Here is a 24,907-nt window from a genome sequence, read left to right as displayed (position 1 = left end):
TTTTCATCACAGAGAGGGCAGCATTTTTTATGTCTCCTTATGTCCTCCTTAATGAATCAGCTTTTAATCTTTTTCTTATATTGCTCAAATCTTGCCGTAATATCCCGTACGAAGTTATACGTCTCTATGCCGCGGAAATAACCGTTCTTGCAGACCGGGTCGGTGAAGTATTCCTCATTGCTTTTCAGTAGGATGAAGTTTTCTACATTGTCTCGCCAGACATATTTGTTTTTCCCGTATTTCTCCGCCAATGCCATGGCGTCGAGCACATGTCCGATGCCGGAATTATAGGATGCCAATACGAAGTTGATCCGTTCGTCTGGAGGTATTGCGGAGAAGCTTCTGGCAGTGGCGGCAATGTATTTGGTTGCGGCTTTGATGCTCTCTTCCGGATTTTGTTCTTTTCCGGGGGGCATTCCCATGGCGCGGGCTGTGGCAGGCATTAGTTGCATTAATCCCTTAGCACCTGCCCATGAAACAGCTGTGGTGTCGAAGTTGGACTCAGTATAGGCCAGAGAGGCCAGCAGTCGCCAGTCCCAATCTATTTCGGGGGCATACTTTTTAAAAAGGTGGTCGAAGTGTGATATTTTCCCTTCCCGCAGAGACAGGATAGGAGAATGAGGAATGGCCTTGCTGATTTCAAAATATCGTTTCATACTTGATGTGTAAGCAGGAGAGGTCATGTTGTCTTTATGCCATTTGTTGGCGGCTTCCGCCAGTTGCGGGCAATCGTTGCGTACAGCCCACGAAGCCCGTTGGTCGAAGCTGATGGACAGCCCGATATTCAGGTTGGAATAATAGGTGGTATTCAGCCGGGCTATATCATTGTCTGCTACGGTATAGGAGATCTTACCCTGCGAGACTTGCATGATCAGGTCTTCTATTGTGATGCTGTCATTGCTCACCTTATGAATGTGGATGCCTCCTCCCAATTCCTTGTCCAAATTGACAAGCCGTTCATAATACTTTCCGGGTTTTACGTACACATCTTTGCCAATGAGTTCCGTTACGTCTTTCAGTGGTTTGATGCCCCTGCCGGCGCGCTGTACGATGACTTGATGCGTAATCACTTCCTCGCCGCAATAAATCAGGCTGTCTTTCCACTCTTTCGTTATGGGTAAGTTATAGGCTATGAGATCTCCCTCACCGGCAAGGAGCTTGCTGATAAGGTCGCGTACGCTTCCGGCAACCTTGATCTTCAATTTGACACCGAGGCTTTGGGCAAACTGCTCACTCAATTCATATTGAAATCCCATGTCCTGCCCGCGATAGATAAAATAGGATGTAGAGCTGTATAAAGTCAGCACTACCAGTTCACCACTGTCCTTTATCTGCTGCAAATCGGTGCTCTTTTCCTGCTTATGGGCGGAGTTACGATCGCCGCGGCATCCCATGACACTGCAAAGCAATACTATTGCAATGAGCAACTGGCAGTGAAAAACCGGCAGTTTGCGTGTGGCAGGGGAGGTGCTGTCGGGCATACTATACGGAATTGAGTTACTTATAAGTGCTTTTTGATGTACATCGTCAGAATATCAATTGCCACTTGGTTGTTTCCGCCCTCCGGCACGATGAGATCGGCGTATCGTTTGCAAGGCTCTATGAATTGCAGATGCATCGGCTTCAGGATGCGGGTATAACGCTCCATTACGGCTTCAGCGGTACGGCCGCGCTCTATGACATCACGTTGGATGACACGAATAAGGCGTTCGTCGGGATCTGCGTCGACAAAAATTCTAAGATCCATCATGCCGCGCAGCTTTTTGTCGCATAGGGCAAGGATGCCTTCAATGATGATGACTTCCCGCGGTTCGATGTGGATTGTTTCGGGCTGGCGGGTGCAAGTCAGATAGGAATAAGTGGGCTGTTCGATGCTCTTACCTTCGCGCAGCATGGATACGTGTTTGGACAGAAGCCCCCAGTCGAAAGCGTCCGGGTGGTCGAAATTAATGTTCTGCCGTTCTTCTACGGGTACATGGCTGCTGTCTTTGTAGTAGGAGTCCTGAGGTAATAGAACCACTTCACCTGCCGGCAGACTTTCAATGATTTTACGTACGACGGTGGTCTTTCCCGACCCGGTTCCGCCTGCAATTCCTATTATTAACATCCGTTTAAGTGTATATTTAAAACAAAACGAGTATTTTTGCGGTTTTAAAAAGCAACCGTTTCGGTTGACAAATATAGATATAAATCATTTAAATAACAAAGTTATGGTAAAGCATATTGTATTATTTAAGCTGAAAGATGAAGTTCCTGCTGACGAAAAGTTAGTTGCAATGAATAATTTTAAGAAGGCCATCGAAGCGCTTCCTGCCAAAATATCCGTTATCCGTAAGATAGAAGTCGGGTTGAATATCAATCCTGCCGAAACTTGGAGCATTGCCCTTTACAGTGAATTTGATACGTTGGACGATGTGAAGTTCTACGCTGTGCACCCCGATCATGTGGCTGCCGGCAAGCTCATTGCAGAGGTCAAAGAAAGTCGTGCTTGCGTGGACTATGAAGTATAAATTGAAAAAACAGAAAGAAAAAAAGATGAAGAAAAGTATATTCTCCATTCTATTGTTGCTCTTCACCTTGGCGGTGCAGGCGCAGATACAGGAACCTGTCAAGTTTAAGTCGGAGTTAAGGACTTTGCAGGCAGACGAAGCAGAGGTGATATTTACCGGAACTATTGACAAAGGCTGGCATGTGTATTCTACGGACTTGGGAGAGGGCGGCCCTATCTCGGCAACGTTCAATGTTGAAGACATTTCGGGTGCGGAACTTGTCGGGAAACTAAAACCGGTGGGGGAAGAAATCGCCGCATTCGACAAGCTGTTCGAAATGAAAGTGCGCTATTTTGCAAATTCCGTTCAGTTTGTGCAGAAGCTGAAGCTGACCGGTGGCGCATACAAGGTGGAAGGTTATCTGGAATATGGTGCTTGTAATGACGAAAACTGCTTGCCGCCTACACAAGTGCCGTTCAAATTTTCGGGTAATGCAGAAGGTGCGGCTGCTAACGAACCGGTAGTTGATGCAACCGCAGATATGGCTATTATTGGTGGGGCAGAAGGTACTACCGGAATAAATGTATTCGATAAAGGCACTGTTGATCTTTGGAAACCGGTTGTCAACGAATTGAGAGCGTTGGGTGAAACTACCTCGCAAGAAGATATGTCTTGGATTTATATCTTTATAACCGGGTTTGTAGGTGGTCTGTTAGCATTGTTCACGCCTTGCGTATGGCCTATTATCCCGATGACTGTCAGCTTCTTCTTGAAACGCAGTAAAGATAAGAAGAAAGGTATCCGGGACGCTTGGACGTATGGCGCATCCATTGTTGTGATATACGTAGGCTTGGGACTGTTGGTCACCGGGCTTTTTGGCGCTAACGCTTTGAACTCATTGTCTACGAATGCTGTTTTCAATATCTTTTTCTTCCTGATGTTGGTAGTATTTGCAGCTTCTTTCTTTGGCGCTTTTGAAATAACCCTCCCCTCCAAGTGGAGTAATGCGGTAGACTCTAAAGCGGAAAAGACAGGCGGCTTGCTTAGTATTTTCTTAATGGCATTTACACTGTCGCTGGTGTCATTCTCTTGTACGGGACCCATTATCGGCTTTTTGCTTGTACAGGTTTCCACTACCGGTAATATGATAGCTCCGGCCATCGGAATGTTAGGTTTTGCCATTGCTTTGGCATTGCCGTTTACGCTGTTTGCGTTGTTCCCCTCTTGGCTGAAGTCCATGCCTAAATCCGGCGGTTGGATGAATGTGATCAAGGTGACGCTCGGTTTCTTGGAACTGGCATTTGCTTTGAAATTCCTTTCCGTAGCCGATCTGGCTTACGGCTGGCGTATTCTCGACCGCGAAACATTCCTTGCTTTATGGATTGTACTGTTTGCTTTGCTGGGTTTCTATCTGCTGGGCAAAATCAAATTCCCGCATGATGATGACGATGCAAAGGTCAGTGTGCCCCGTTTCTTCATGGCATTGGCTTCGTTGGCATTTGCCGTATATATGCTTCCCGGTTTGTGGGGAGCGCCGTTGAAGGCTGTCAGTGCTTTTGCACCACCCATGCAGACACAGGATTTCAATCTTTATAATAATGAGGTGCATGCCAAGTTCGATGATTATGATCTCGGCATGGAATATGCCCGCCAGCATGGCAAACCTGTGATGTTGGACTTTACGGGTTACGGTTGTGTGAACTGTCGTAAAATGGAGCTCGCCGTATGGACGGATCCGAAAGTAAGCGATATCATCAATAATGACTATGTGCTCATCACGCTCTACGTAGACAATAAGACTCCGCTTTCTTCGCCGGTGAAAATTACGGAGAACGGTACGGAGCGCACATTACGTACGGTGGGAGATAAGTGGAGCTATTTGCAACGCGTCAAGTTCGGCGCGAATGCACAGCCTTTCTATGTGCTGATTAACAATGAAGGCGAACCGCTCAACAAGTCGTATTCGTACGATGAAAGCATTCCAAAGTACATTGAGTTTTTACAGACAGGATTGGAAAACTACAAAAAGGAAAGATAATAGACTGAATCGGAGAAAGGATGCTGTATAAGCGTCCTTTTTTCATAATCCATTTTTTTATTTATGAAACACATTATTGACATTGACACTTGGGAACGTCGTGACAATTACGGCTTCTTCCGTACATATCTAAATTCTTGGTATTCGGTGACCACCGAAATAGACTGCACAGAGGCCAGCGCTGCGGCAAGGCGGTCTGGACATTCTTTTTTCCTTTATTACTTGTATGCCGTTCTCCGTTCGGCCAATGAAGTGAACGAACTCCGTTACCGCACAGACAAGAACGGGCAGGTTGTTTTCCACGACCGGGTAGATATCATTTCTCCGATAGCGGTTCCGGGAAAGACTTTTTATACAGTCCGTATCCCTTATCACGAAAATTTCGAACGCTTTTATGCCGAAGCGCATGCGCTGATTACGGATATTCCTGAAAACGGAGATCCTTATCATGCGGAAAAAGAGCTGATGCAGCAGGGCGATTACGACGTGGTGCACTTGAGTGCAGTTCCCAAAATGTTCTTCACGTCCATCACCTACACTGTTGCCGAAGCCGGCAACGGTTGCAGTCATCCGCTGATGACCGTCGGTAAGGTTGTTCCTCGCGGGGAGCGGCTGGTTTTTCCACTTTCCATTTATGTGAATCATGCGTTTGTGGACGGTTCGCATCTGGCTTCTTTCTTTGGGAAGATAGAGAAGTATCTGAAAGAAGTGTAATATTACAGAATTATTACAGAATTAATCTTTAGCTTTGCACGTGTAAAACTAAATGTGAGATGATATATACTGGGATAATTATGATAAGAAAGCCTTTCTGTACATGGAGAATTTGTAGTTTATTGGCAGCGCTATTCTTTATTGTGCCGGTCTCTCTGCATGCGCAGAAGCGAGACTTTACAACATGGGCAAGTACCGGTTTTAAGTATAAGGTAAATCCAGCATTTACGCTCTCCGGAAAATTGGAATGGCGCACAAAGGATGATCTTGACAAGACCGACCGTTGGGGGCTGGAGGCCGGCGGGGCATACTCTGTACTTCCTTTTCTGAAAATAGCTGCGGGCTATGAAGTGCATTATCGCAATCGCGGGGAAGCCGGTTGGAAGTTTCGTCACCGCTATCATTTTGACGGAACGCTATCCACGCGTGTGCACAGGCTGAAGGTCTCACTGCGGGAGCGTTTTCAACATACTTTCGATAGCAATAATGATGAACTGCGTTGGCGCTCACGTGTCAAGCTGGCTTATGACATCCCCAAATGCAAGATAGAGCCTTACGTTTCTGTTGAGATGTACAACGGATTGAATCGTGGAGAGAAGTTTGATGTACAACGCATGCGCTATCGCGGCGGGGTGGTCCTCCCACTTTCTTCCGATTGGGAAGCGGATGTCTTTTATTGCCGACAATGGGAGAGTAAGGCACGAAAAGATATAGTAGGAGTGGCTTGCACTTATTCTTTCTGATAACAGCCGGATTACTGCCGTTTTTTCTTGCGGTGCTCTTTTTTCAAACAGAAGTTGAATCCTGCATATACTTGCAGTGTTCCGAATCCGTTGTTCAATGAAAAGTTATTCCGGTAGTAGTCGTAAGTTCTGCCTACGAATGAAGTGCCTACGAAATATTTACTGTTGTTATACACTACGCCTGCGCGTAGGATGAAGTCTATATTGAAGTTCCTGTACCAGTCGTCTTTTTCTCCTTCCGCTTTGTTGATACGTGAGGTTTTGTAGGCCACTGCGGGATTGAGCGAGAGGCAGGCAAGGCAGTTGCGTGCGAATACCCAGTTGTAGGCATAACCGAAGTTGAGGCTGATATTGGTATATTTTATATGGTCCACTTTCATACCCGGGTTCATCGTTTCCCGGATGATATCGGGCAGCTTGGTGTAGTCAAAATCCAGATTGTGTGTGGATACGGAGAATCCGGCAATGAAAGATCCTGCGTTACGCCGTTGATTGGTGGATTGGCTGAAAGCGGCGGGATAAGAAAAACGCCGGTTGTTGAAAATGTAATATAGGTTCAGTCCTTTCATTTTCACTTTCAGTCCGTCGAAGTCTTCAGAGTAATCGGTGGGTATGCGGTCGGAAAAACCTGTAACGTCGTGTATTTTGTAAGAGTTACCCGTACGGCGGTAGATAATATCCACTCCTAATTTGGAACTGTATAAGCTGAGGTCGAATTCCGTTCCTCTTTTTTTCCCGCTTTTCTTTCCGTAAAGGCCGTCTGCGTCAATGGCCCAACCCAGAAAAATCCAGCGCCAACCAAAGTAAACTCCTATTTTGTTATGAGGTTTGGGCGAGAACCGCAGGCGTTGGGGGTCAGGAGTAGCACTTCCTACGGAATAGTATTCATAATTGGTGAAGTGCTCCAGCATTAAGGCATAGTTGTATCGGTTGGGACTGATGTATGTAGTGTCGAAATCGCTGAAATTAAGGAACTTCTTCATGATTCTTCTGAAATTTCCCGTACGTTTGCAGACCGAACTGTCGGGTGTGACAAAAGTGCTTCCTTCATTTTGGGCAAATAAAGAAAGTGTCAATAACATACCTATGCAAAAGCTAATCCCTCTGGGCATCCTATTATGCTTTGTTGTTACGAAGATATGAAATTTCCATCTAATAAAGAACGGAATATCTTCTTTTCCTTTTTTATTTCCCGAATTTTACATAGGTTTGCAACATCATAATAATGCTTTTGTGGCAGGAATATATAAAAAAGAGATAAGTTATTGATTGTCAGAATTGGAATCTGACCGCACATCGTAATAGGTTACGAATCAGTTATATACAGAATGTTTCGGATTTCTGTGCGTTGTATAGTGGATGCCGACCGCATGAAGGGGCAGATACAGGAGAACTGCAACCGCATCAAGGCAGAAGTGAAGCAGATTGTGGCAGACGAACTGAAATGTATTGCCGACGACCCGGAACTGGCGACCTGTTACAACAGAAAGAGTAAATCCAATTTCCTATATAGAATAAAGTATAGGACAACGACGGCAACAACTTTTTGAAGGTTGCTGCCGTTTTCTGTTATATTATTATTCGATGCCCTTCTTCGAGTGTTGCAACACGTAAAATGCTTTTTGCCTTTCAATCTCATTGCGCAACTCTTCCTCCGTAGGCATATACAACATATATTTGGAAGCGAAAAGTTGGTTATTGTCATGCAGCACAGAGTATCGGGCAATATCCTCGTCCGTCTCCGAACAAAGGACTATGCCAATGGTCGGGTTATCCCCTTCGCTGCGCATAAGCTCGTCATACATTCGCACATACATATCCATTTGCCCTACATCCTGATGGGTTATGGGATTCGTTTTCAAGTCGATAAGGACGAAACATTTTAATAAATAATTATAAAAGACAAGGTCTATATAGTAGTCTTTCTTCTCTGTACGCACCAGCTTTTGCCGCGTTACATACGAAAATCCTTTTCCGAGCTCAAGTAAGAAACGTTGTAAGTTGCCGATGATTGCCGATTCCAATTTCGACTCGGTAAAGTCGGTATTAGGAGATAATCCGATAAACTCCGCTACCGTCGGATTTTTGATGAACTCTAATTTGTCCTGCTGATACGGAAGCGTGAGTGACTTCATTTCATTTTCTACTTTTCCCTTATTATGCGAGAGTAATAAGCGTTCGTAATATTGTGAACCGATATTGCGATCCAGCGTCCGGTAACTCCACATCTGTTCCTGCGCTTCTTTCAGATACCATGCACGGGCTTCGGGATTGGAAACCTGAATCAACCGCTTATAATGCGACCAACTCAATATTCGCCACGGTGTAGCGAATATTTTTGGAAAGGTATTGTAAAACTGTCGGTAATAGTATAGGGAGCCGGTAGAGAAGCCCTTTCCGAACTCCTTTGTCAGTTCTGCCGATAATTCTTTAAGTAATTGTTTCCCGTAATCAGCGCGTTCTTTTCCCTGCTGTTCCTCTTCCACAATACGCTTGCCCATTTGCCAATAGGCTTCCACCATTGCCGAATTGATGGCGGAATAGGCTTTCTGCCGGGCTTCGGCTACAATCTGTTTGATTTCACGAATGAAACTTGCACTATGCAAAGGTATATTGTTATCTTTTCGATGAATGTGGTGGCTCTCTGCCTCTTCCTGCTTGTTCCCGGTGTACACTTTTGGCTGGATGCTTTGTCCATGGTGCTTTTCGGGCTTGGCATCGGTGTGCTGATTTGCTTTTTGGGTGGCTTGATGGCTGTTGACATTGCTCCCCGCACAGCTTCGGGGGCAGCTTTGGGTGTGGTTGGTATTGCGAGTTATATCGGTGCGGGTTTGCAGGATGTGATGAGTGGAGTACTGATTGAGGGTAATAAGCATGTTGTCAACGGTGTTGAAGTTTATGACTTCACTTATATCAACTGGTTTTGGATAGGGGCGGCATTGATGTCTGTATTGTTAGCATTGCTGGTGTGGAATGCGAGAAGCAAGGAATAGAAGCTATTATTCTAAAAATTTGTATATTCCATTTGGAATTACTAATATTGTAACTTGTTAACCGACTTCGGACTTCAAGTAGTTGTAACATTGTTGAAAAATGTACATCTTACTTTTGCATCCGAAAAAACAGAGACAATATGATGGAATTCATGGATGAAGCGTTATTACTGTCCGAAATCAGGAAAGATAACGAAGACGCTTTTGCTTTTCTTTTCAAGAAATCTTTTCCGCGTTTGCTTGGATATGCTGTCCGTTTTGTAGAGAATGAGGAAGTTGCATTGGATATTGTTCAGGAATGTTTCCTGAACTTCTGGGAGAAGCGTAATCTCCTGGTTGCTGTATCCGTAACTTCCTTACTGTTTGCTATGGTACGGAATAGTTGCCTGAACTACTTGAAGCATGAGGCGGTGGTGGAAAAGCACCGGATAGAGTATTTGGCTAAGGTGGGGGGAGAAGAACGGCTGTACTACGCCGACTTTGCACCCGATGCCGGATACGGGCTGCTGTATGAAGAGTTGGAGCAGCAGATAAAGTCGGTGATAGATAATTTGCCCGAACGTTGTCGTGAGGTATTTGTCCTAAGCAGGTTTGAGAATTTAAAGAATAGGGAAATCGCCGAGCAGTTGCGAATATCGACTACTGCGGTGGAGAAGCAGATAGCCAAAGCTTTGGATATCTTTGCCCGGCATTTTAAGGAGAAATACCCGATGGACGTCTGTATCGTCGTTTTGGCATGGCTTATCGATTGTAAATGAGAACGTAGGGATAAACATTATAAGTAGAAAAAGAAAAATTTTCTGCTTTTTTTATTTATAGAAGGTTGGGTAAGTTATTTTTCAGTTGTTTTATCTTATAGAAAGCAGAAGTTATGAAGGAAGTAGAAACAGATATGCGTGAGGCGGCGGTTCGTTATTTTGAAGGATGTCTGTCGGCACAGGATGAAGAACGGTTGTATCGTTTCATTCAGGAGAGTGGTGGTAACTATTCATTGTTCAAGGAATGGGAACGTCAATGGTTGGAAACATCTGTGGCGAATGAAAGGACTGAATTCGAATGGGAGAAGCTGCAAGCAAGATTGCATACCCGGAAAGCGGTAACTCCGATGTTGCTGCCCGGTGTGGGGGCTTTCTGGAGGAAGATAGCTGCTGTTGTGGCCATTGTTATCCTTACTGCCGGAGCAACGCTGGGAATAGGCTATACGGTGACATGCCTGCAACCTGAAACGTACTTTACGCTGGAAGTGCCTTTCGGGGAGAAAAGCAAGATAACGTTGTCCGACGGAACAAATGTCTGGCTGAACTCAGGTTCTAAGTTAATATATTCCAATAGGTTTGATAAGGAGAACCGGGTGGTGAAGTTGGAAGGTGAAGGCTATTTTGAAGTTACCCGGCACGAAGGTATTCCGTTTAAGGTGGAAACGCCTGCGTATGCGGTGTTGGTGAAAGGTACGAAGTTCAATGTTTCTGCTTATTCGGGTGATCCGTACGTAACGACTACGTTGCTTGAAGGGAAAGTGGAACTTCTGCACGAAAAGAATATTTATAAGATAGTTCCGGGGGAATCTATGCGTCTCAATGTAGCAACCGGAAGATTGCAAAAAACAAAAGTTGATGCCACGCATTCTACGGCATGGTTGAAAAATCAGGTGGAATTTGAACGCATTACGCTGAAAGAACTGGCCATGAAACTTTCGCGGCAGTATAATGTTCAGATAAGGATTGCGTCTGAAGCACTTGGCAGCAAAGCTTTCCGTATCTCGCTCCGTAACCGGGAGACAATAGGCGAGGTGATGAAAGCGCTGCAAGAGATTATGCCTGTCACTATTGAATATAAGGAAGATAATATATATATTAAGGAATAAAACATGTTTTTGCTCTCTGTTTTTGGACGCAAATACAGGAGCTTGGTTCAACCTTTAAAATTAAGTACTATGTCTGAAAGCGATAAGCGGACTAAAGTTTTATTGTAAAAACAATTCTAATTCTGACAACATGAGAAAAAAAGTAAGTAGGCTACTTTTATATGTAGCCCTATGCACTGTTTGTGCCGTCACGAAAGCACAGAATGTGAGTAAAAGTTTTGAAAACCAGTCTCTTAAAAGTGTTCTCACTGAGATAGAACATCAAACGGGATTGTCTATTATCTATGAACTGAAAGAGGTAGATGAAACGAAAAAAATTACCGGCTATTTTAAGAATACACCGGTGGAACAAGTCCTTTCGGAAATTCTGGACAAAGATTTGACTTTTACGATCCGGAATAAAATGATTCTACTATCCAAAAGGAAGAACGAGAAACGGCAGCAAGAGGGGGTAAAGCGGGTCACCGGTAAAGTGATAGACGAAAAGGGAGAAGCGGTAATCGGTGCAACCGTATTAGTGAAGGGCACTACGAATGGAACGATAACAGACGTAGATGGAATTTTTACTTTGGACAATGTGCCGTCCGATGCGTTGATTGCTATATCTTATATCGGTTATCAAGACCGGGAGTTGTCGGTGAAAGACAAACAATCTGTCAACGTTACCTTATCCGAGGATTCCAAACAGCTGGATGAGGTTGTGGTGGTGGGTTACGGTAGTGTGAAGAAACGCGACCTGACAGGCTCTGTGGCTTCTTTGAATGCTGAAACCATATCTGCCGTACCGGCTACTACGGCCGCAGAGGCTTTGCAAGGACGCGCCTCAGGAGTTGTGGTATCTACGTCGAACTGGTCGCCGGGTTCATCGCCTTCTGTGTTGATTCGCGGAAAGCGTTCCATTAATGCCAGCAATGATCCGCTGTTTGTAATAGACGGTATTCCGGTGACAGGGGGGATGGGCGAGATTAGTCCGGCAGATATTGAATCCATGGAAGTGCTTAAAGATGCTTCGGCAACGGCTATTTACGGTTCGCGCGGTGCTAACGGCGTTATCTTGATAACTACCAAGCAGGGTAAAGAGGGAAGAACGCATGTAGACTACAACGGATATGTGGGAATACAGACCATACAGAACAAACTGGAGATGATGAATGGTGCCGAATATGCAGAATATACGCGCGAGGCATACAGAAATAGCACAGGATCCAATAAATACTTGTCAGATGTTCCCGATAAAGAGTTGGATATGCTGTTACCTATGTTTAAGCAAGATGCCTATGTGCTCGAATCTGTGATGATGGCATACGATGAGAACGGGAACTATGATCCGTCCAAAGTCCGTTCATTTGATTGGTTCGACCAAGTTACCCGTACCGGTATCATTACAGATCATCAGGTGAATGTAAGAGGTGGTGGAACAAAGACAAACTTCATGGCCTCAGCTACTTACAATAAGAATGACGGTATTATGAAAGATCAGAACTATGAACGGTTCTCCATTCGCTTCAATCTCAATCACAAAATAAATGAATATATAAGGATAGGCGGGCAGACACAATATTCTCATTCCGTACAAAATCGTGGAAGCGGTATGGAAGAAGATATGTACTTGTATCGCATCACTCCGCTCGGAAAATTTCAGAATGAGGACGGAACATATCCCGGATTGGTGGGCGGTGACTCGCAAATGTATAATCCATTGATGAATATGGTGGACGGAGCCGTAGATCGTCCGCTGAAGAACAGCCGTTTCTTGGGCAGTTACTTTGCCGATATTAAACTTCCGGTGAAAGGGCTTACTTTCCGTTCAAATCTGGGTATAGACTCTCGAACGGAACAGAATTATGAATATTTCGCTTCCGCTACTACCGAACGTCAGTTGGGAAACTCTTTTGCTTCTAACTCCGTAGTTAAATATACGATGATGACGTGGGAAAACTACTTTTCGTACAATCGTGATTTTAATAAAAAACATTCATTAGGCGTGACACTGTTGCAATCTATTCAACAGGATTTGCAGGAAGACCTTAGTGGGAAAGTGCAGAAATTGCCTTCTGACATCTTGAAGTATTACGACTTGGCTTCCGGACTGATGATTGACGGGGTGGGAAGTGACTACATAAAATGGAATATGGCTTCTTTTATGGGACGTGTCAATTATGGCTATATGGGGCGTTATCTGTTAACGTTATCTGCCCGTTATGACGGTTCTTCCAGACTTGCCGAGGGGCATAAATGGGTGCTTTTCCCTTCTGCTGCATTGGCTTGGCGCATCAGTGACGAACCGTTTATGAAAGATCTTGTTTGGTTGGATAACCTGAAATTGCGTGTCGGTTACGGAAAGACCGGTAATTCTGCGGTCAGCCCGTATCAGACCAAGGGGCAACTGGCTTTGCGACATTATGTGTTCAATAATGGGAGTTCGGAATATATAGGCTATGCTCCTTCCGTTATGGCAAATGACCAGCTCACTTGGGAGACCACTGACCAATGGAATGTAGGTGTGGATTTCGGTTTCTTGAAGAACCGTATTAACGGTACTGTTGAGTTCTATCTGCAGAATACGAAAGATTTGTTGCTCAAACGCCAATTACCTGTTGTTTCGGGCTTCTCCAGCGTGATGTCCAATGTAGGCTCTACCAGAAATAAGGGTATTGAGATTACGTTGAATACTCGTAATATAATGAATAGGAACTTTACTTGGAGTACGGATCTGACTTTCTCTGCCAATAAAGAAGAGATTGTAGAGTTGTATAATGGAAAGACTGATGATGTGGGTAATCTTTGGTTTATCGGTCAACCGATTGATGTCTATTATAATTATAAGAAGATAGGTATTTGGCAAAATACGGAAAATGATCTGGCTGAAATGGCTAAGTTCAACGAGAAGGGGGCTAACTTTAAGCCCGGATCTATCCGGTTGGAGGATGTGGATGGTGACTATAAAATTACGGAAGAAGATAAGCAAATACTGGGAAGTGTACGTCCCAAGTTTGTAGCGAGTATGGTTAATAATTTTGAGTTCAAGGGGTTTGATTTGTCTGTGTTCCTGTATGCCAGCGTGGGCGGATTGTTGAGAAACAACATTGAGTTTATGGAGAAGCCGGGACGCGGTAATACAGTAAAAGTGGACTACTGGACTTCTACCAACCCTACCAATGCTTTCCCAAGACCGAGTGTGGATGTGGAGAAACTGGATTATATCTCTACATTGGGATATGACAAGGCGGATTTCCTCAGAATACGGAATATTACTTTGGGCTATACGCTGCCCGAAATGTGGAGTAAGAAAGTGCTGATGGATAAAATCCGTATTTACTTGAGTGCGAATAATCCGGCGATATTTACAAACTTCACAGGTATAGACCCGGAAGGTGCTAACGGGCGTACAGCGCCGAGTTATAGCACTTGGATGTTTGGTATTAATTTGTCAATGTAAAAAAAGAGAATGTTATGAAAGCAATAAAAATTTTTATGATAATGGCCCTGTCGTCTGCCTTGGCAGGGTGTTCGGACTGGCTGAGTGAAGATGGAGCTCCGAAGTTGACTTATGATTACTACGAAACGAAGGAAGGAGTGGATGCCGCCGTCGTATCTGCTTACAGCTATTTGCGTTGGGGATGTGGCGGTGAACGCTTTGATGTCCTGACGGAGATGGGTACGGATCTGTTCATCGCCGGAAGTGACGGTAACTATAAAGCATCGTTCAATATGTATGGAACGCAGTTGAATCCGGATTTGGATATATTGGACAAGATGTGGGAAAATCATTATAAAGGTATCGGTACAGCTAATATCGGCCTGGAGCGCATCTTAAACTCTGAACTGAGTGAGAGCGACAAGAAGCAAAGTTATGCGGAAATGCTGTTTATTCGTGCGTTCCTCTATTTTGATCTGGTGCAGCAGTTCGGACGTATTCCGTTGGTGACGAAAGGTAGTTTGGAAGTGAGAACCGACTTTAAGAGGGCTTCGGTTGAAGAGGTTTACAAACAGATTATTACGGATTTGCGGGAGTGTACCGCTAACTTAGCTCCTACGACCAAGGAAAAAGGACGTGCCACCAGCTATGCAGCGGCTCATCTGTTGGCGAAGGTCTATCTCACCCGGGGTAGTGCGGTCGCTGATAAGCGGGGACAGAAACCTACTGATATGGATAGTGCTTTGTATTATTCGGAAATGGTTATTAAGGAGGGTAAAGAGTATCAGCTGGTCAAAGACTTTGCGGATTTATGGGACATCAACAATATGGGAAATTCGGAGGTGATTTTTGCTGTTCAGTTTACCAACAATTCTATCTTTAATGATGATGGCAATACTTTCCATTTGTATTGGTTGCCGGTGTACGACGATGAACCGGGCATGCAGCGTGACATCAATTACGGACGTCCATATAAACGGTTCCGGCCAAGTGAAAAAACGTTGTTCGGTTTATTCGACCGTAAAAATGACTCTCGTTTCTATAAGAGTTTCCGTTGGGCATTTCTTTCCAACAACGAGAAAACAATTCCTGTGTGGAAGAAGTTGGAAGATGGCGGAAGCGTGTATTTTACCCCCGATCCTGCCAAAGGACAAGTGGAAGGGAAAGAAAAGTTTGCATTAGGAGATACAGCTGTTTATTATACTGTCGAAAAAACAGGATTTAAAGCGCAAAGTCTGGAAATGAAGAAACTGCGTGCCAGTAAAAAGTATGTCTATTATCCGTATGAAGTGCAGGATCTGAAGCATTATCCCAATCTGATAAAGCATATGGCACCTAATCGTCCGTCGGTTGCCGAGAAGGCGTCTTCTCGTGAATGGGTACGGATGCGTTTGGGAGAAACTTACCTGATTGCTGCCGAGGCTGCGGGGAGAAAAGGCGATTATGACTTGGCTGCCACTTATGTGAATAAGGTGCGCGAACGTGCTGCATGGCATGAGGGGGAAGTGAAGGCTCCGCAATTTTATACCATTGAGGGAGGAGTAAATGATACGCATAGTACATACGATGCGATTAAGGTCACTGAGGCTCAACTGCGTAATACGGATTTTGTGGAATTTATGTTGGACGAACGGGGACGGGAGTTGCTTGGTGAGACTTGTCGTTGGGAAGATTTGGTGCGTACCGAGAAGTTCTATGAATGGGTGAAAACATTTAATCCGGATGCCACCGGTTTGAAAGAGTTCCATAAGTTGCGCCCGATACCTCAGACGCATATTGACCGATTGAGTCCTGCCGGTGTGATTACCGAGGAGCAGAATGAAGGATACTATTAGGACTTTCCACTACGTTCAGTATGACAGATACGAATAATATAAAATAAGGATACATCTGAGTTATGAAAAAAAGAAAGAATTATATCTTGCTGCTTTTGTTGCTCTGCCAGACTGTTGTGTGGGCGCAGGGAACGGATAGAGTGGCAGCTATTCGTGAAAAACTGTTTAACCCTGATAGTAAGGATGTGCTGGTTGTCTCTCATCGGGGAGACTGGAGAAATGCCTGTGAAAATTCTGTTGAGGCAGTGAGGAATGCCAGCCGGATGGGAGTGGATATTGTTGAAATAGATTTGGGACGGACAAAGGATGGCGAACTGATAGTAATGCACGATGACAAGGTGGATCGTACAACCACCGGAAAAGGATATGTCAAGGACTTGACACTGGCGGAAATCAAGCAATTACGGCTGCGGAACGGATGCAATATCAAGACTATCTACAAAGTCCCTACTTTGGAAGAGGTACTGTTGGAAGCCAAGGGGAAGGTGATGCTGAATCTGGATAAGGCTTTTGACTATTTTCACCAGGTCTATGAATTATTGGAGAAAACAGGAACTGCCGATCTGGTGATAATGAAAAGCAATGCACCGGCAGAAGATGTGCAACGTGATTACGGAAAATATCTGGATAAAGTGATCTTTATGCCCAAAGTTAATTTGGATGATGAAGACGCTATCCGCAAGTTAAATGATTATCTTCGGATATTGAAACCGGTGGCTATCGAGTTTAAATTCGCTCATGATACGAATCCGTTACCCTACGAAGTGAAAAGGATCATGGCCGGGAAATCACGTATTTGGTATAATACTTTGTGGGATACACATGCTGGCGGGCATGATGACGATTGCTCATTAGTGAATCCGGATAAAGGGTATGGTTATCTGATAGAAAATTTAGGTGCGACTATTTTGCAAACGGACCGTCCGGCATACCTGATTGATTATTTGAAACATAAATCGAAAGTAATGGATTGTGAACGCGATTGGACATACTTGCAATCAGAAAATGAGTTTCAGGCTCCCTTCGTGCCTCATTTGCAGGTTGAGGAGTGCTTTTTGAAGGGTAAGAAGAATCCGCAGACCAATGAGGATGGCATGATTGTCACTCCTTATTTTGCTGCGGTGATTGACGGAGCTACGGCCAAATCTACTTTCACTTATGAAGGTAAGAAAACCGGCCGGTTGGCTATGGAACTTGCTTTGGAGGCTATACGTAATTTTCCGAAGGATATTGATGCTGCCGATGCCATCCGTCGGATAACAGAAAGAATATATGATTTCTATGTGCAGCACAATTTGCTTGATGAACTGAAGGCTGAACCGGGTAAACGCTTTACGGCTAATGGGGTGATTTACAGCTATGCCCGGAATGAAGTATGGCAGGTGGGTGATTGTCAGTGTATCATTGATAATCTGTATTCGTCCAATGAGAAAGAGATTGATGCTATTATGGCGGATGTTCGTGCAGTAGTAAATGAGGTTGCTTTGCTGGGTGGGGCTACGATGAAAGATTTGGAATCTCATGACCCGGGGCGGGAATTTATTTATCCTTTTCTGCAAAAACAAGCGCTTTTGCAGAATTGTCCGATACAAGGACAGCCGTTCTCTTTTTCTGTGTTTGATGGATTCCCTGTACAGATGGAGCGGGTGAAAGTTTTTTCGGTGGGCGATGCGAAAGAAGTAGTATTGGCTTCTGACGGTTATCCTCATTTATACTCTACTTTGTATGCGTCGGAATGTTACTTAGCGGATATTCTGGAAAAAGATCCTTTATGTATCCGATTGTATAAGAGTACGAAAGGAATACAAGAAGGGAATTGTTCGTTTGATGATCGTGCTTATTTGAAAATACGGATAAACAGATGAGTTTCTTTGTGCTCCTTTTGCCTTGTATAATAAAGAATCATTATCTTTGTGAGAGGAATAAAAGGAGTATTGTATGAAGAAGATTATCAACCCATGGAAAGACATGGAAGGCTATAATTGCTTTGGTTGTTCACCCGACAATGAGGCAGGCGTACGAATGGAGTTTTACGAAGATGGCGATGAAGTAGTGAGCATCTGGAAGCCACGTCCTGAGTATCAGGGATGGTTGAACACATTGCATGGAGGTATTCAGTCCGTATTGCTGGATGAGATTTGCGGCTGGGTGGTATTCCGTAAATTACAGACCGGAGGGGTGACATCAAAGATGGAGACCCGTTTCCGGAAATCCATATCGACGAACGACACACATGTGGTGTTGCGTGCTTCGTTGCGTGAACAGAAACGTAATATTGCCATTATAGAAGCGAGACTGTATAACAGTATGGGTGAACTCTGTACGGAAGCTACCTGCACCTATTTTACTTTCCCGCAGGAGAAGGCGGAAAAAGAAATGTTTTTTCATCATTGTGATGTAGAACCGGATGAGATATTGCCCTTGATTTAATGAAATGAAAGAAAAAATGAACTTTTTGTGATAAATTCTTGGTGGTTTAAAACAAATCGTTTACATTTGTCGCATTGAAAATGGAAAAAGTATGAAGAATATCGTTGCACATCATCACCATTATCATCCTGACGAATAATTCGGTGGGCGTATGGTTGTATGTGTATAACGAAGAGCATATAGAGGACGAGGCTTACCGAATATTGGTAAACCTCGTTTTTTGTTTCTCCCGTTCGGCATTTAATGCTGGACAACAAAGCGAAAATAATAAATTGTTAAATAGTAAATCGAATCATGTTAAGAATTGCAGTACAAGCTAAGGGCCGTCTTTTTGACGAGACGATGTCATTCCTCGAAGAATCGGATATAAAACTAAGCGCGACTAAACGTACGTTGTTGGTACAGTCTTCTAATTTTCCTTTGGAAGTATTGTTTTTGCGGGATGATGATATTCCACAAACAGTGGCTACGGGAGTGGCCGATTTGGGTATCGTAGGCGAAAACGAGTTCATGGAAAAGGCTGAGGATGCTGAAATCATAAAGCGTTTGGGGTTCAGCAAATGCCGTCTGTCACTGGCATTGCCTAAGGATATCGAATATCCGGGACCGCAATGGTTTGAGGGTAAGAAGATTGCCACTTCATATCCCGGTATTCTTTCCCGATATCTCAAGAAACAGGGAGTGAAAGCGGAAATACACGTGATTACCGGTTCGGTGGAGGTTTCTCCGGGTATTGGCCTGGCTGATGCAATTTTTGATATTGTAAGCTCCGGTTCCACTTTGGTGAGCAATCGCTTGAAAGAAGTGGAAGTAGTGATGAAGTCCGAAGCTCTTCTGATTGGTAATAAGGACATGAGTGAGGATAAAAAAGAGATTCTGAAAGAACTGTTGTTCCGCATGGATGCGGTGAAGACAGCGGAAGACAAGAAATATGTGCTGATGAATGCTCCGAAAGATAAGTTGGATGAGATAGTAGCCGTACTTCCGGGCATGAAAAGCCCTACGGTGATGCCGTTGGCGCAAGAGGGTTGGTGTTCCGTACACACTGTGCTGGACGAAAAATGTTTTTGGGAGATTATCGGTAAATTGAAAGCATTGGGGGCGGAAGGTATTCTGGTGCTGCCGATTGAGAAAATGATAATTTAGTTTTCACCGCGGAGACTTTCTGTGATGAGGTGAATTTCTTTTAAATACAAATAAAAAACTGATATGATACTGATAACCAATCCTGATAGAACTCAATGGACGGAATTGTTAAAACGTCCGGTTATGAATACGGAGAACCTCTTCGATACGGTACGGGGTATTATAGACTGTGTAAAAGCGGAAGGTGATTGTGCAGTGTTGAGGTATGAAGAACAGTTTGACAAAGTAGCGCTGGGTGCATTGACCGTAACGGAAGAAGAGCAGAAAGAAGCGGAAGCGTTGGTAAGCGAGGAACTGAAAAAGGCCATCAGGTTGGCAAAGCAGAATATAGAGATATTCCATGCGGCGCAATGCTTTGAAGGCAAACGGATAGAGACTCAGCCGGGAGTTACTTGTTGGCAGAAAGCTGTTGCCATAGAGAAAGTGGGGTTGTATATCCCCGGTGGAACGGCTCCACTCTTTTCCACTGTATTGATGCTGGCTGTTCCGGCAAAGATTGCAGGATGTAAGGAGATTGTGCTCTGTACTCCTCCGGGCAAGGATGGAAAAGTACATCCGGCCGTTTTGTTTGCGGCTAAGGTGGCGGGAGTAAACCGTATTTTTAAGGCGGGAGGTGTGCAAGCCATTGCAGCGATGGCTTATGGTACGGAGAGCATACCGAAAGTGTATAAGATTTTTGGTCCGGGCAATCAGTATGTCACAGCTGCCAAGCAATTGGTCAGCTTGCGTGATGTAGCGATTGATATGCCTGCCGGGCCTTCAGAGGTGGAGGTACTGGCGGATGAGACGGCTAATCCTGCTTTTGTAGCGGCTGACTTGCTGAGCCAGGCTGAACATGGCGTAGACAGTCAGGCGATGTTGATTACCACCTCTTCGGCATTGCAACAGGCGGTGAAAGAAGAAGTGGAGCGCCAGTTGGCTTTGTTGCCCCGTAAAGAGATTGCGGAAAAGTCTCTTGCCAACAGTAAGCTGATTGTGGTGCGTAATATGGACGAGGCTATTGAGTTGACCAATTCCTATGCGCCGGAGCATCTCATTATCGAAACGGCAGAATATATGTCTGTTGCAGAACGTATAGTTAATGCCGGTTCGGTCTTTTTGGGCTCTCTCACTCCGGAAAGCGCCGGAGACTATGCTTCGGGCACTAACCACACGCTTCCTACGAATGGTTATGCCAAAGCGTACAGTGGCGTCAGCCTTGACAGTTTTATACGTAAGATAACTTTCCAGGAGATTAAGCCGGAAGGAATACGTACCATTGGCCCGGCTATTGAGGAAATGGCTGCTAATGAGTTTTTGAATGCCCATAAGAATGCTGTGACTGTCCGGCTTGCGGAATTAAAATTGAAAAATGATATTCTCTAAATTATAAATCAGAAATCTGCATGAGAACCTTAGAAGAACTTACCCGGCCGAATATCTGGCGTTTGAAACCTTATTCTTCGGCACGTGATGAATATAATGGAGCTGCCGCATCTGTTTTTCTTGATGCGAATGAAAATCCGTATAACATGCCGCACAACCGCTATCCGGATCCGATGCAACGGGAGTTGAAACATGAACTGTCCAGAATAAAGAAGATAAGTCCCGAACATATCTTTTTGGGTAATGGCAGCGATGAGGCAATAGATCTTGTTTTCCGTGCTTTTTGTGAACCGCGCATAGATAATGTGGTGGCCATAGATCCTACGTACGGTATGTATCAAGTGTGTGCAGAGGTCAACGATGTGGAGTACCGCAAAGTATTGTTGGATGAAAATTTTCAGTTTTCAGCAGACAAGCTGCTGGCGGCTGCGGATGAGCACACAAAGTTGATTTTTCTTTGTTCTCCCAATAACCCTACGGGAAATGATTTGCTCCGTAATGAAATAGAGAAAATTATCCTCGGTTTTAGTGGATTGGTGATATTGGATGAGGCCTATAATGACTTTTCGGAAGCACCTTCTTTCCTGAGTGAGCTGGATAAATATCCCAATCTGATTGTACTTCAGACTTTCTCCAAAGCATGGGGGTGTGCTGCCATACGTTTAGGCATGGCTTTTGCTTCGCAGGAGGTTATTTCGATTCTCAACAAAATAAAGTATCCCTATAACGTGAATCAACTGACTCAGAAACAAGCGTTGGAGATGTTGCACCGTTACTATGAAATAGAACGTTGGGTGAAGACACTGAAAGAAGAACGTGAAAATCTGGAAGAGGAGTTTGCAAAATTGCCTTGTACGGTGAAAATATTCCCTTCCGATGCGAACTTCTTCTTGGTGCGGGTGACGGATGCGGTGAGGATTTATAATTATCTGGTAGGTGAAGGTATCATTGTCCGTAATCGTAACTCAGTGTCACTTTGTGGAAACTGTTTGAGGGTAACGGTGGGGACGAGATTGGAAAATGAAAAACTGCTTGAGGCGTTAAGAAAAATATGAAGAAAGTACTTTTTATAGATCGTGACGGAACGTTGGTTATTGAACCACCTGTGGATTATCAGTTGGATTCGTTGGAAAAACTGGAGTTTTATCCGAAAGTAATGCGTAATCTTGGCTTTGTACGCAGCAAACTGGATTTTGAGTTTGTAATGGTTACCAATCAGGATGGGTTGGGTACAGCATCTTTTCCGGAAGAAACTTTTTGGCCGGCACATAACCTGATGATGAAAACCTTGGAAGGCGAAGGAGTTACGTTCGATGATATATGTATAGACCGTAGTATGCCCGAAGACAATGCGCCAACCCGTAAGCCGCGCACAGGTATGCTGACGAAGTATCTTGGAAATCCCGATTACGACTTGGTGAATAGTTTTGTGATAGGCGATCGCACTACGGATGTGGAACTGGCGAAGAATCTGGGTTGTCGCGCTATTTTCTTGCAGGAGGATACGAACATGCTGAAACCGAAGTCTGCCGGTGGTGAAGCCGCCTGTGAAGGCTTGGAAGATGCCTGTGCATTGGCTACCAAAGACTGGGATAAGGTGGCAGAGTTCCTTTTTGCCGGTGAGAGAAAGGCAGAGGTGCGCCGTATCACGAAAGAGACGAATATTTATGTAGCCGTAAATCTGGACGGTAACGGTCGTTGTGATATTCATACCGGACTGGGCTTTTTCGACCATATGCTGGAACAGATAGGAAAACATGGCGGCATGGATCTGACCATTCATGTAAAAGGTGATTTGGAAGTGGATGAGCATCATACGATAGAAGATACTGCCCTTGCTTTAGGTGATTGCCTTTATCGGGCGTTGGGGAATAAACGAGGCATAGAGCGCTATGGTTATGCTTTGCCTATGGATGATTGTTTGTGTCAAGTATGCCTTGATTTTGGCGGGCGCCCCTGGTTGGTATGGGATGCTGAGTTTAAACGTGAAAAAATAGGGGAGATGCCTACGGAAATGTTCTTGCATTTCTTTAAATCATTAAGCGATGCAGCCAAAATGAATCTTAATATTAAGGCGGAAGGGCAGAATGAGCATCATAAGATAGAGGGAATCTTTAAAGCGCTGGCGAGAGCCTTGAAGATGGCTGTAAAGCGGGATATCTATCATTATGAATTGCCAAGCTCAAAGGGGGTATTGTAATTATCACATTCATTTATCGTCCGCAAATGAACAGGGGGAGTGTCCGATTTCGGACACTCCCCCTTGTGTAATGCCCTCCTGACCGCTTGGCACACTCTTTGTCTTTCTATCAGCGATAATTTTAAAGATTGAACATGAAAAAGAGTATTTTACTTGCAGCTTGTTTTTTGATGACACTGACTGTTGCTGCGCAGAATGATACATTGGCTAACGAACGCGACATCACATTGGCGGAAGCTATTGCATTGGCCCGTACACAGTCTGTAGATGCTGCGGTGGCATTGAATGAGTTGAAAACAGCTTATTGGGAATATCGTACTTTCCGCGCGGACTTGTTGCCTGAAGTAAACTTTACGGGAACCCTGCCCAATTATAATAAGTCGTACAGTACCTACCAAAATTCAGACGGTTCTTATAGTTTTGTCCGCAATAATACATTGGGATTGTCAGGTGCGCTTTCTATCGACCAGAATATATGGTTCACAGGTGGTAAATTGTCACTGGCCTCTTCTCTTGACTATATCAAGCAGTTGGGCTCCGGAGGCGACAAGCAGTTCATGTCCGTACCCGTAAGCCTTGAGCTGACACAACCGATATTCGGCGTAAACAGTTTGAAGTGGAACCGCCGTATTGAGCCTGTCCGGTATGCAGAAGCAAAAGCGGCCTTTATCTCGGCTACGGAAGAAGTGACGATGAAAACCATCACCTATTTTTTTGAACTATTGCTTGCCAGGGAAGCGCTTGCCACAGCACAACAGAACAAAGCGAATTCAGACCGCCTTTATGAAGTGGCTATTGCCAAACGTAAAATGGGACAGATTTCAGAGAATGACCTGTTGCAGCTCAAACTGAATTCCCTGCAAGGCAAAGCGGATGTGACTGAAGCTGAAAGTACTTTGAATGCCAAAATGTTTCAGCTGCGTTCTTTTCTCGGCGTATCGGAAAGTGAGGGGCTGAATCCTGTTATACCCGCTTCTGTTTCCGGCATTAAGATGGACTACGACCGCGTTCTGAACAAGGCTTTGGAGCGTAATTCATTTGCACAGAATATACGCCGCCGCCAGTTGGAAGCTGATTATGAAGTGGCGGCTGCACGTGGAAACTTGAGGAGCATCGACCTGTTTGCCAGTGTGGGCTATACCGGACAAAATCATGAGTTCTCCTCTGCCTATCAGGATTTGCTGGACAACCAGATTGTCAAGGTAGGCGTGAAAATCCCCATTCTCGACTGGGGAAAGCGTCGCGGCAAAGTGAAGGTAGCCAAGAGCAATCGTGAAGTGGTGCTCTCCAAAATCCGTCAGGAACAAATGGATTTCAATCAGGACATCTTCTTGCTGGTGGCAAACTTCAATAATCAGGCACAGCAGCTGGACATTGCAGAAGAAGCTGACCTGATAGCTGAAAAACGTTACAAGACAAGTGTGGAGACTTTTATGATTGGTAAAATCAGCACTCTCGACCTGAACGACGCACAGAAGTCCAAAGACGAAGCCCGGCAAAAACATATCTCCGAACTTTATTATTATTGGTACTATTTCTATCAGCTTCGTAGTCTGACTCTTTGGGATTTTGAACGGAATATGGAGTTGGAAGCCGATTTTGAAGATATAATTAAAGGATAGACTGCACCGCAGGATGCGCAAAGTCTCACCGGGCTCTTGCCGAAAAGCTT

The 24,907-nt window shown here is 44.6% G+C and carries 20 protein-coding genes and 2 pseudogenes; 18 read left to right on the top strand and 4 right to left on the bottom strand.

The annotated features are described in order from the left end of the window. Positions 1 to 56: 56 nt before the first annotated feature. Together NQ546_RS14525 and udk are read right to left on the bottom strand one after the other, a co-directional pair. The gene (locus NQ546_RS14525) at positions 57 to 1,394 is read right to left on the bottom strand and encodes an MltF family protein (protein ID WP_004290323.1); all 1,338 of its coding nucleotides are present in this window, start codon (positions 1,392 to 1,394) and stop codon (positions 57 to 59) included. 107 nt (positions 1,395 to 1,501) lie between these two features. Next, positions 1,502 to 2,107 carry a uridine kinase gene (gene udk / locus NQ546_RS14520; protein ID WP_004290324.1) on the bottom strand — a complete coding sequence of 202 codons (606 nt, stop codon included), beginning with the start codon at positions 2,105 to 2,107 and terminating at the stop codon, positions 1,502 to 1,504. Positions 2,108 to 2,210: 103 nt separating this feature from the next. Between udk and NQ546_RS14515 the strand changes: the two genes are divergently transcribed. The 4 genes from NQ546_RS14515 to NQ546_RS14500 all read left to right on the top strand — a co-directional run bounded on the left by NQ546_RS14515 (position 2,211) and on the right by NQ546_RS14500 (position 5,984). Then, positions 2,211 to 2,510, top strand: a complete 300-nt coding sequence (locus NQ546_RS14515) for a Dabb family protein (protein WP_004290325.1) — start codon at positions 2,211 to 2,213, stop codon at positions 2,508 to 2,510. Positions 2,511 to 2,535: 25 nt separating this feature from the next. Further along, entirely contained in the window at positions 2,536 to 4,527 is a 1,992-nt protein-coding gene (locus tag NQ546_RS14510) for a protein-disulfide reductase DsbD family protein (RefSeq protein ID WP_039953325.1), read from the top strand. Positions 4,528 to 4,590: 63 nt separating this feature from the next. Next, the gene (locus NQ546_RS14505; protein WP_004290327.1) at positions 4,591 to 5,241 is read left to right on the top strand and encodes a CatA-like O-acetyltransferase; all 651 of its coding nucleotides are present in this window, start codon (positions 4,591 to 4,593) and stop codon (positions 5,239 to 5,241) included. Between the two features lie 59 nt (positions 5,242 to 5,300). Beyond that, on the top strand, positions 5,301 to 5,984 hold the full coding sequence (locus NQ546_RS14500) for a DUF2490 domain-containing protein (protein ID WP_004290328.1): 684 nt from the start codon (positions 5,301 to 5,303) through the stop codon (positions 5,982 to 5,984). An 11-nt stretch (positions 5,985 to 5,995) separates the two neighbouring features. Here the strand turns inward: NQ546_RS14500 and NQ546_RS14495 are convergent, their stop codons facing one another. Beyond that, positions 5,996 to 6,967: a DUF4421 domain-containing protein gene (locus NQ546_RS14495; RefSeq protein ID WP_239463474.1), complete on the bottom strand. Its 972-nt coding sequence runs from the start codon at positions 6,965 to 6,967 to the stop codon at positions 5,996 to 5,998. Here NQ546_RS14495 and NQ546_RS14490 point away from each other — a divergent pair. Both NQ546_RS14490 and NQ546_RS14485 read left to right on the top strand, forming a co-directional pair. Next, entirely contained in the window at positions 6,966 to 7,127 is a 162-nt protein-coding gene (locus tag NQ546_RS14490) for a hypothetical protein (protein WP_004290331.1), read from the top strand. The two genes, NQ546_RS14495 and NQ546_RS14490, sit on opposite strands and share 2 nt — an antisense overlap. A gap of 221 nt (positions 7,128 to 7,348) precedes the next feature. Beyond that, a pseudogene (locus tag NQ546_RS14485) lies at positions 7,349 to 7,534 on the top strand (hypothetical protein); the annotation flags it as partial. 27 nt (positions 7,535 to 7,561) lie between these two features. Here NQ546_RS14485 and NQ546_RS14480 read toward each other — a convergent pair. Then, positions 7,562 to 8,590, bottom strand: coding sequence for a PDDEXK nuclease domain-containing protein (locus NQ546_RS14480; protein WP_004290334.1), 1,029 nt, complete (start codon positions 8,588 to 8,590; stop codon positions 7,562 to 7,564). A gap of 21 nt (positions 8,591 to 8,611) precedes the next feature. Here NQ546_RS14480 and NQ546_RS14475 point away from each other — a divergent pair. The 12 genes and pseudogenes from NQ546_RS14475 to NQ546_RS14420 form a co-directional block, all read left to right on the top strand. Further along, positions 8,612 to 8,977: pseudogene (locus NQ546_RS14475) on the top strand (MFS transporter); the annotation flags it as partial. 140 nt (positions 8,978 to 9,117) lie between these two features. Beyond that, entirely contained in the window at positions 9,118 to 9,735 is a 618-nt protein-coding gene (locus NQ546_RS14470; RefSeq protein ID WP_004290336.1) for an RNA polymerase sigma-70 factor, read from the top strand. A 113-nt stretch (positions 9,736 to 9,848) separates the two neighbouring features. Then, positions 9,849 to 10,841, top strand: coding sequence for a FecR family protein (locus tag NQ546_RS14465; protein ID WP_004290337.1), 993 nt, complete (start codon positions 9,849 to 9,851; stop codon positions 10,839 to 10,841). Between the two features lie 130 nt (positions 10,842 to 10,971). Further along, positions 10,972 to 14,280 (top strand): SusC/RagA family TonB-linked outer membrane protein, encoded by a 3,309-nt coding sequence (locus NQ546_RS14460; protein WP_004290338.1) that lies wholly within the window; start codon positions 10,972 to 10,974, stop codon positions 14,278 to 14,280. Between the two features lie 14 nt (positions 14,281 to 14,294). Further along, positions 14,295 to 16,094: a RagB/SusD family nutrient uptake outer membrane protein gene (locus tag NQ546_RS14455; protein ID WP_004290339.1), complete on the top strand. Its 1,800-nt coding sequence runs from the start codon at positions 14,295 to 14,297 to the stop codon at positions 16,092 to 16,094. Between the two features lie 62 nt (positions 16,095 to 16,156). Then, on the top strand, positions 16,157 to 17,959 hold the full coding sequence (locus NQ546_RS14450) for a glycerophosphodiester phosphodiesterase family protein (RefSeq protein WP_004290340.1): 1,803 nt from the start codon (positions 16,157 to 16,159) through the stop codon (positions 17,957 to 17,959). 73 nt (positions 17,960 to 18,032) lie between these two features. Continuing rightward, positions 18,033 to 18,524 (top strand): PaaI family thioesterase, encoded by a 492-nt coding sequence (locus NQ546_RS14445; RefSeq protein WP_004290341.1) that lies wholly within the window; start codon positions 18,033 to 18,035, stop codon positions 18,522 to 18,524. A gap of 294 nt (positions 18,525 to 18,818) precedes the next feature. Next, complete coding sequence (gene hisG / locus NQ546_RS14440; RefSeq protein WP_004290343.1) at positions 18,819 to 19,670, top strand: ATP phosphoribosyltransferase; 852 nt, start codon at positions 18,819 to 18,821, stop codon at positions 19,668 to 19,670. 63 nt (positions 19,671 to 19,733) lie between these two features. Continuing rightward, positions 19,734 to 21,035, top strand: coding sequence for a histidinol dehydrogenase (hisD, locus tag NQ546_RS14435; protein ID WP_004290344.1), 1,302 nt, complete (start codon positions 19,734 to 19,736; stop codon positions 21,033 to 21,035). Positions 21,036 to 21,055: 20 nt separating this feature from the next. Further along, the gene (gene hisC / locus NQ546_RS14430; RefSeq protein ID WP_004290345.1) at positions 21,056 to 22,090 is read left to right on the top strand and encodes a histidinol-phosphate transaminase; all 1,035 of its coding nucleotides are present in this window, start codon (positions 21,056 to 21,058) and stop codon (positions 22,088 to 22,090) included. After that, positions 22,087 to 23,235, top strand: a complete 1,149-nt coding sequence (hisB, locus tag NQ546_RS14425; RefSeq protein ID WP_004290346.1) for a bifunctional histidinol-phosphatase/imidazoleglycerol-phosphate dehydratase HisB — start codon at positions 22,087 to 22,089, stop codon at positions 23,233 to 23,235. Before hisC ends, hisB begins: the two co-directional genes overlap by 4 nt. Positions 23,236 to 23,369: 134 nt before the next feature. After that, positions 23,370 to 24,857, top strand: coding sequence for a TolC family protein (locus tag NQ546_RS14420; protein WP_004290347.1), 1,488 nt, complete (start codon positions 23,370 to 23,372; stop codon positions 24,855 to 24,857). Positions 24,858 to 24,907: the final 50 nt, after the last annotated feature.

This window comes from Bacteroides eggerthii (assembly GCF_025146565.1).
Taxonomy (GTDB): Bacteria; Bacteroidota; Bacteroidia; order Bacteroidales; family Bacteroidaceae; genus Bacteroides; species Bacteroides eggerthii.
The sequence above is the reverse complement of the archived record's forward strand: the minus strand, read 5'-3'. Positions and strand labels throughout refer to the sequence as shown.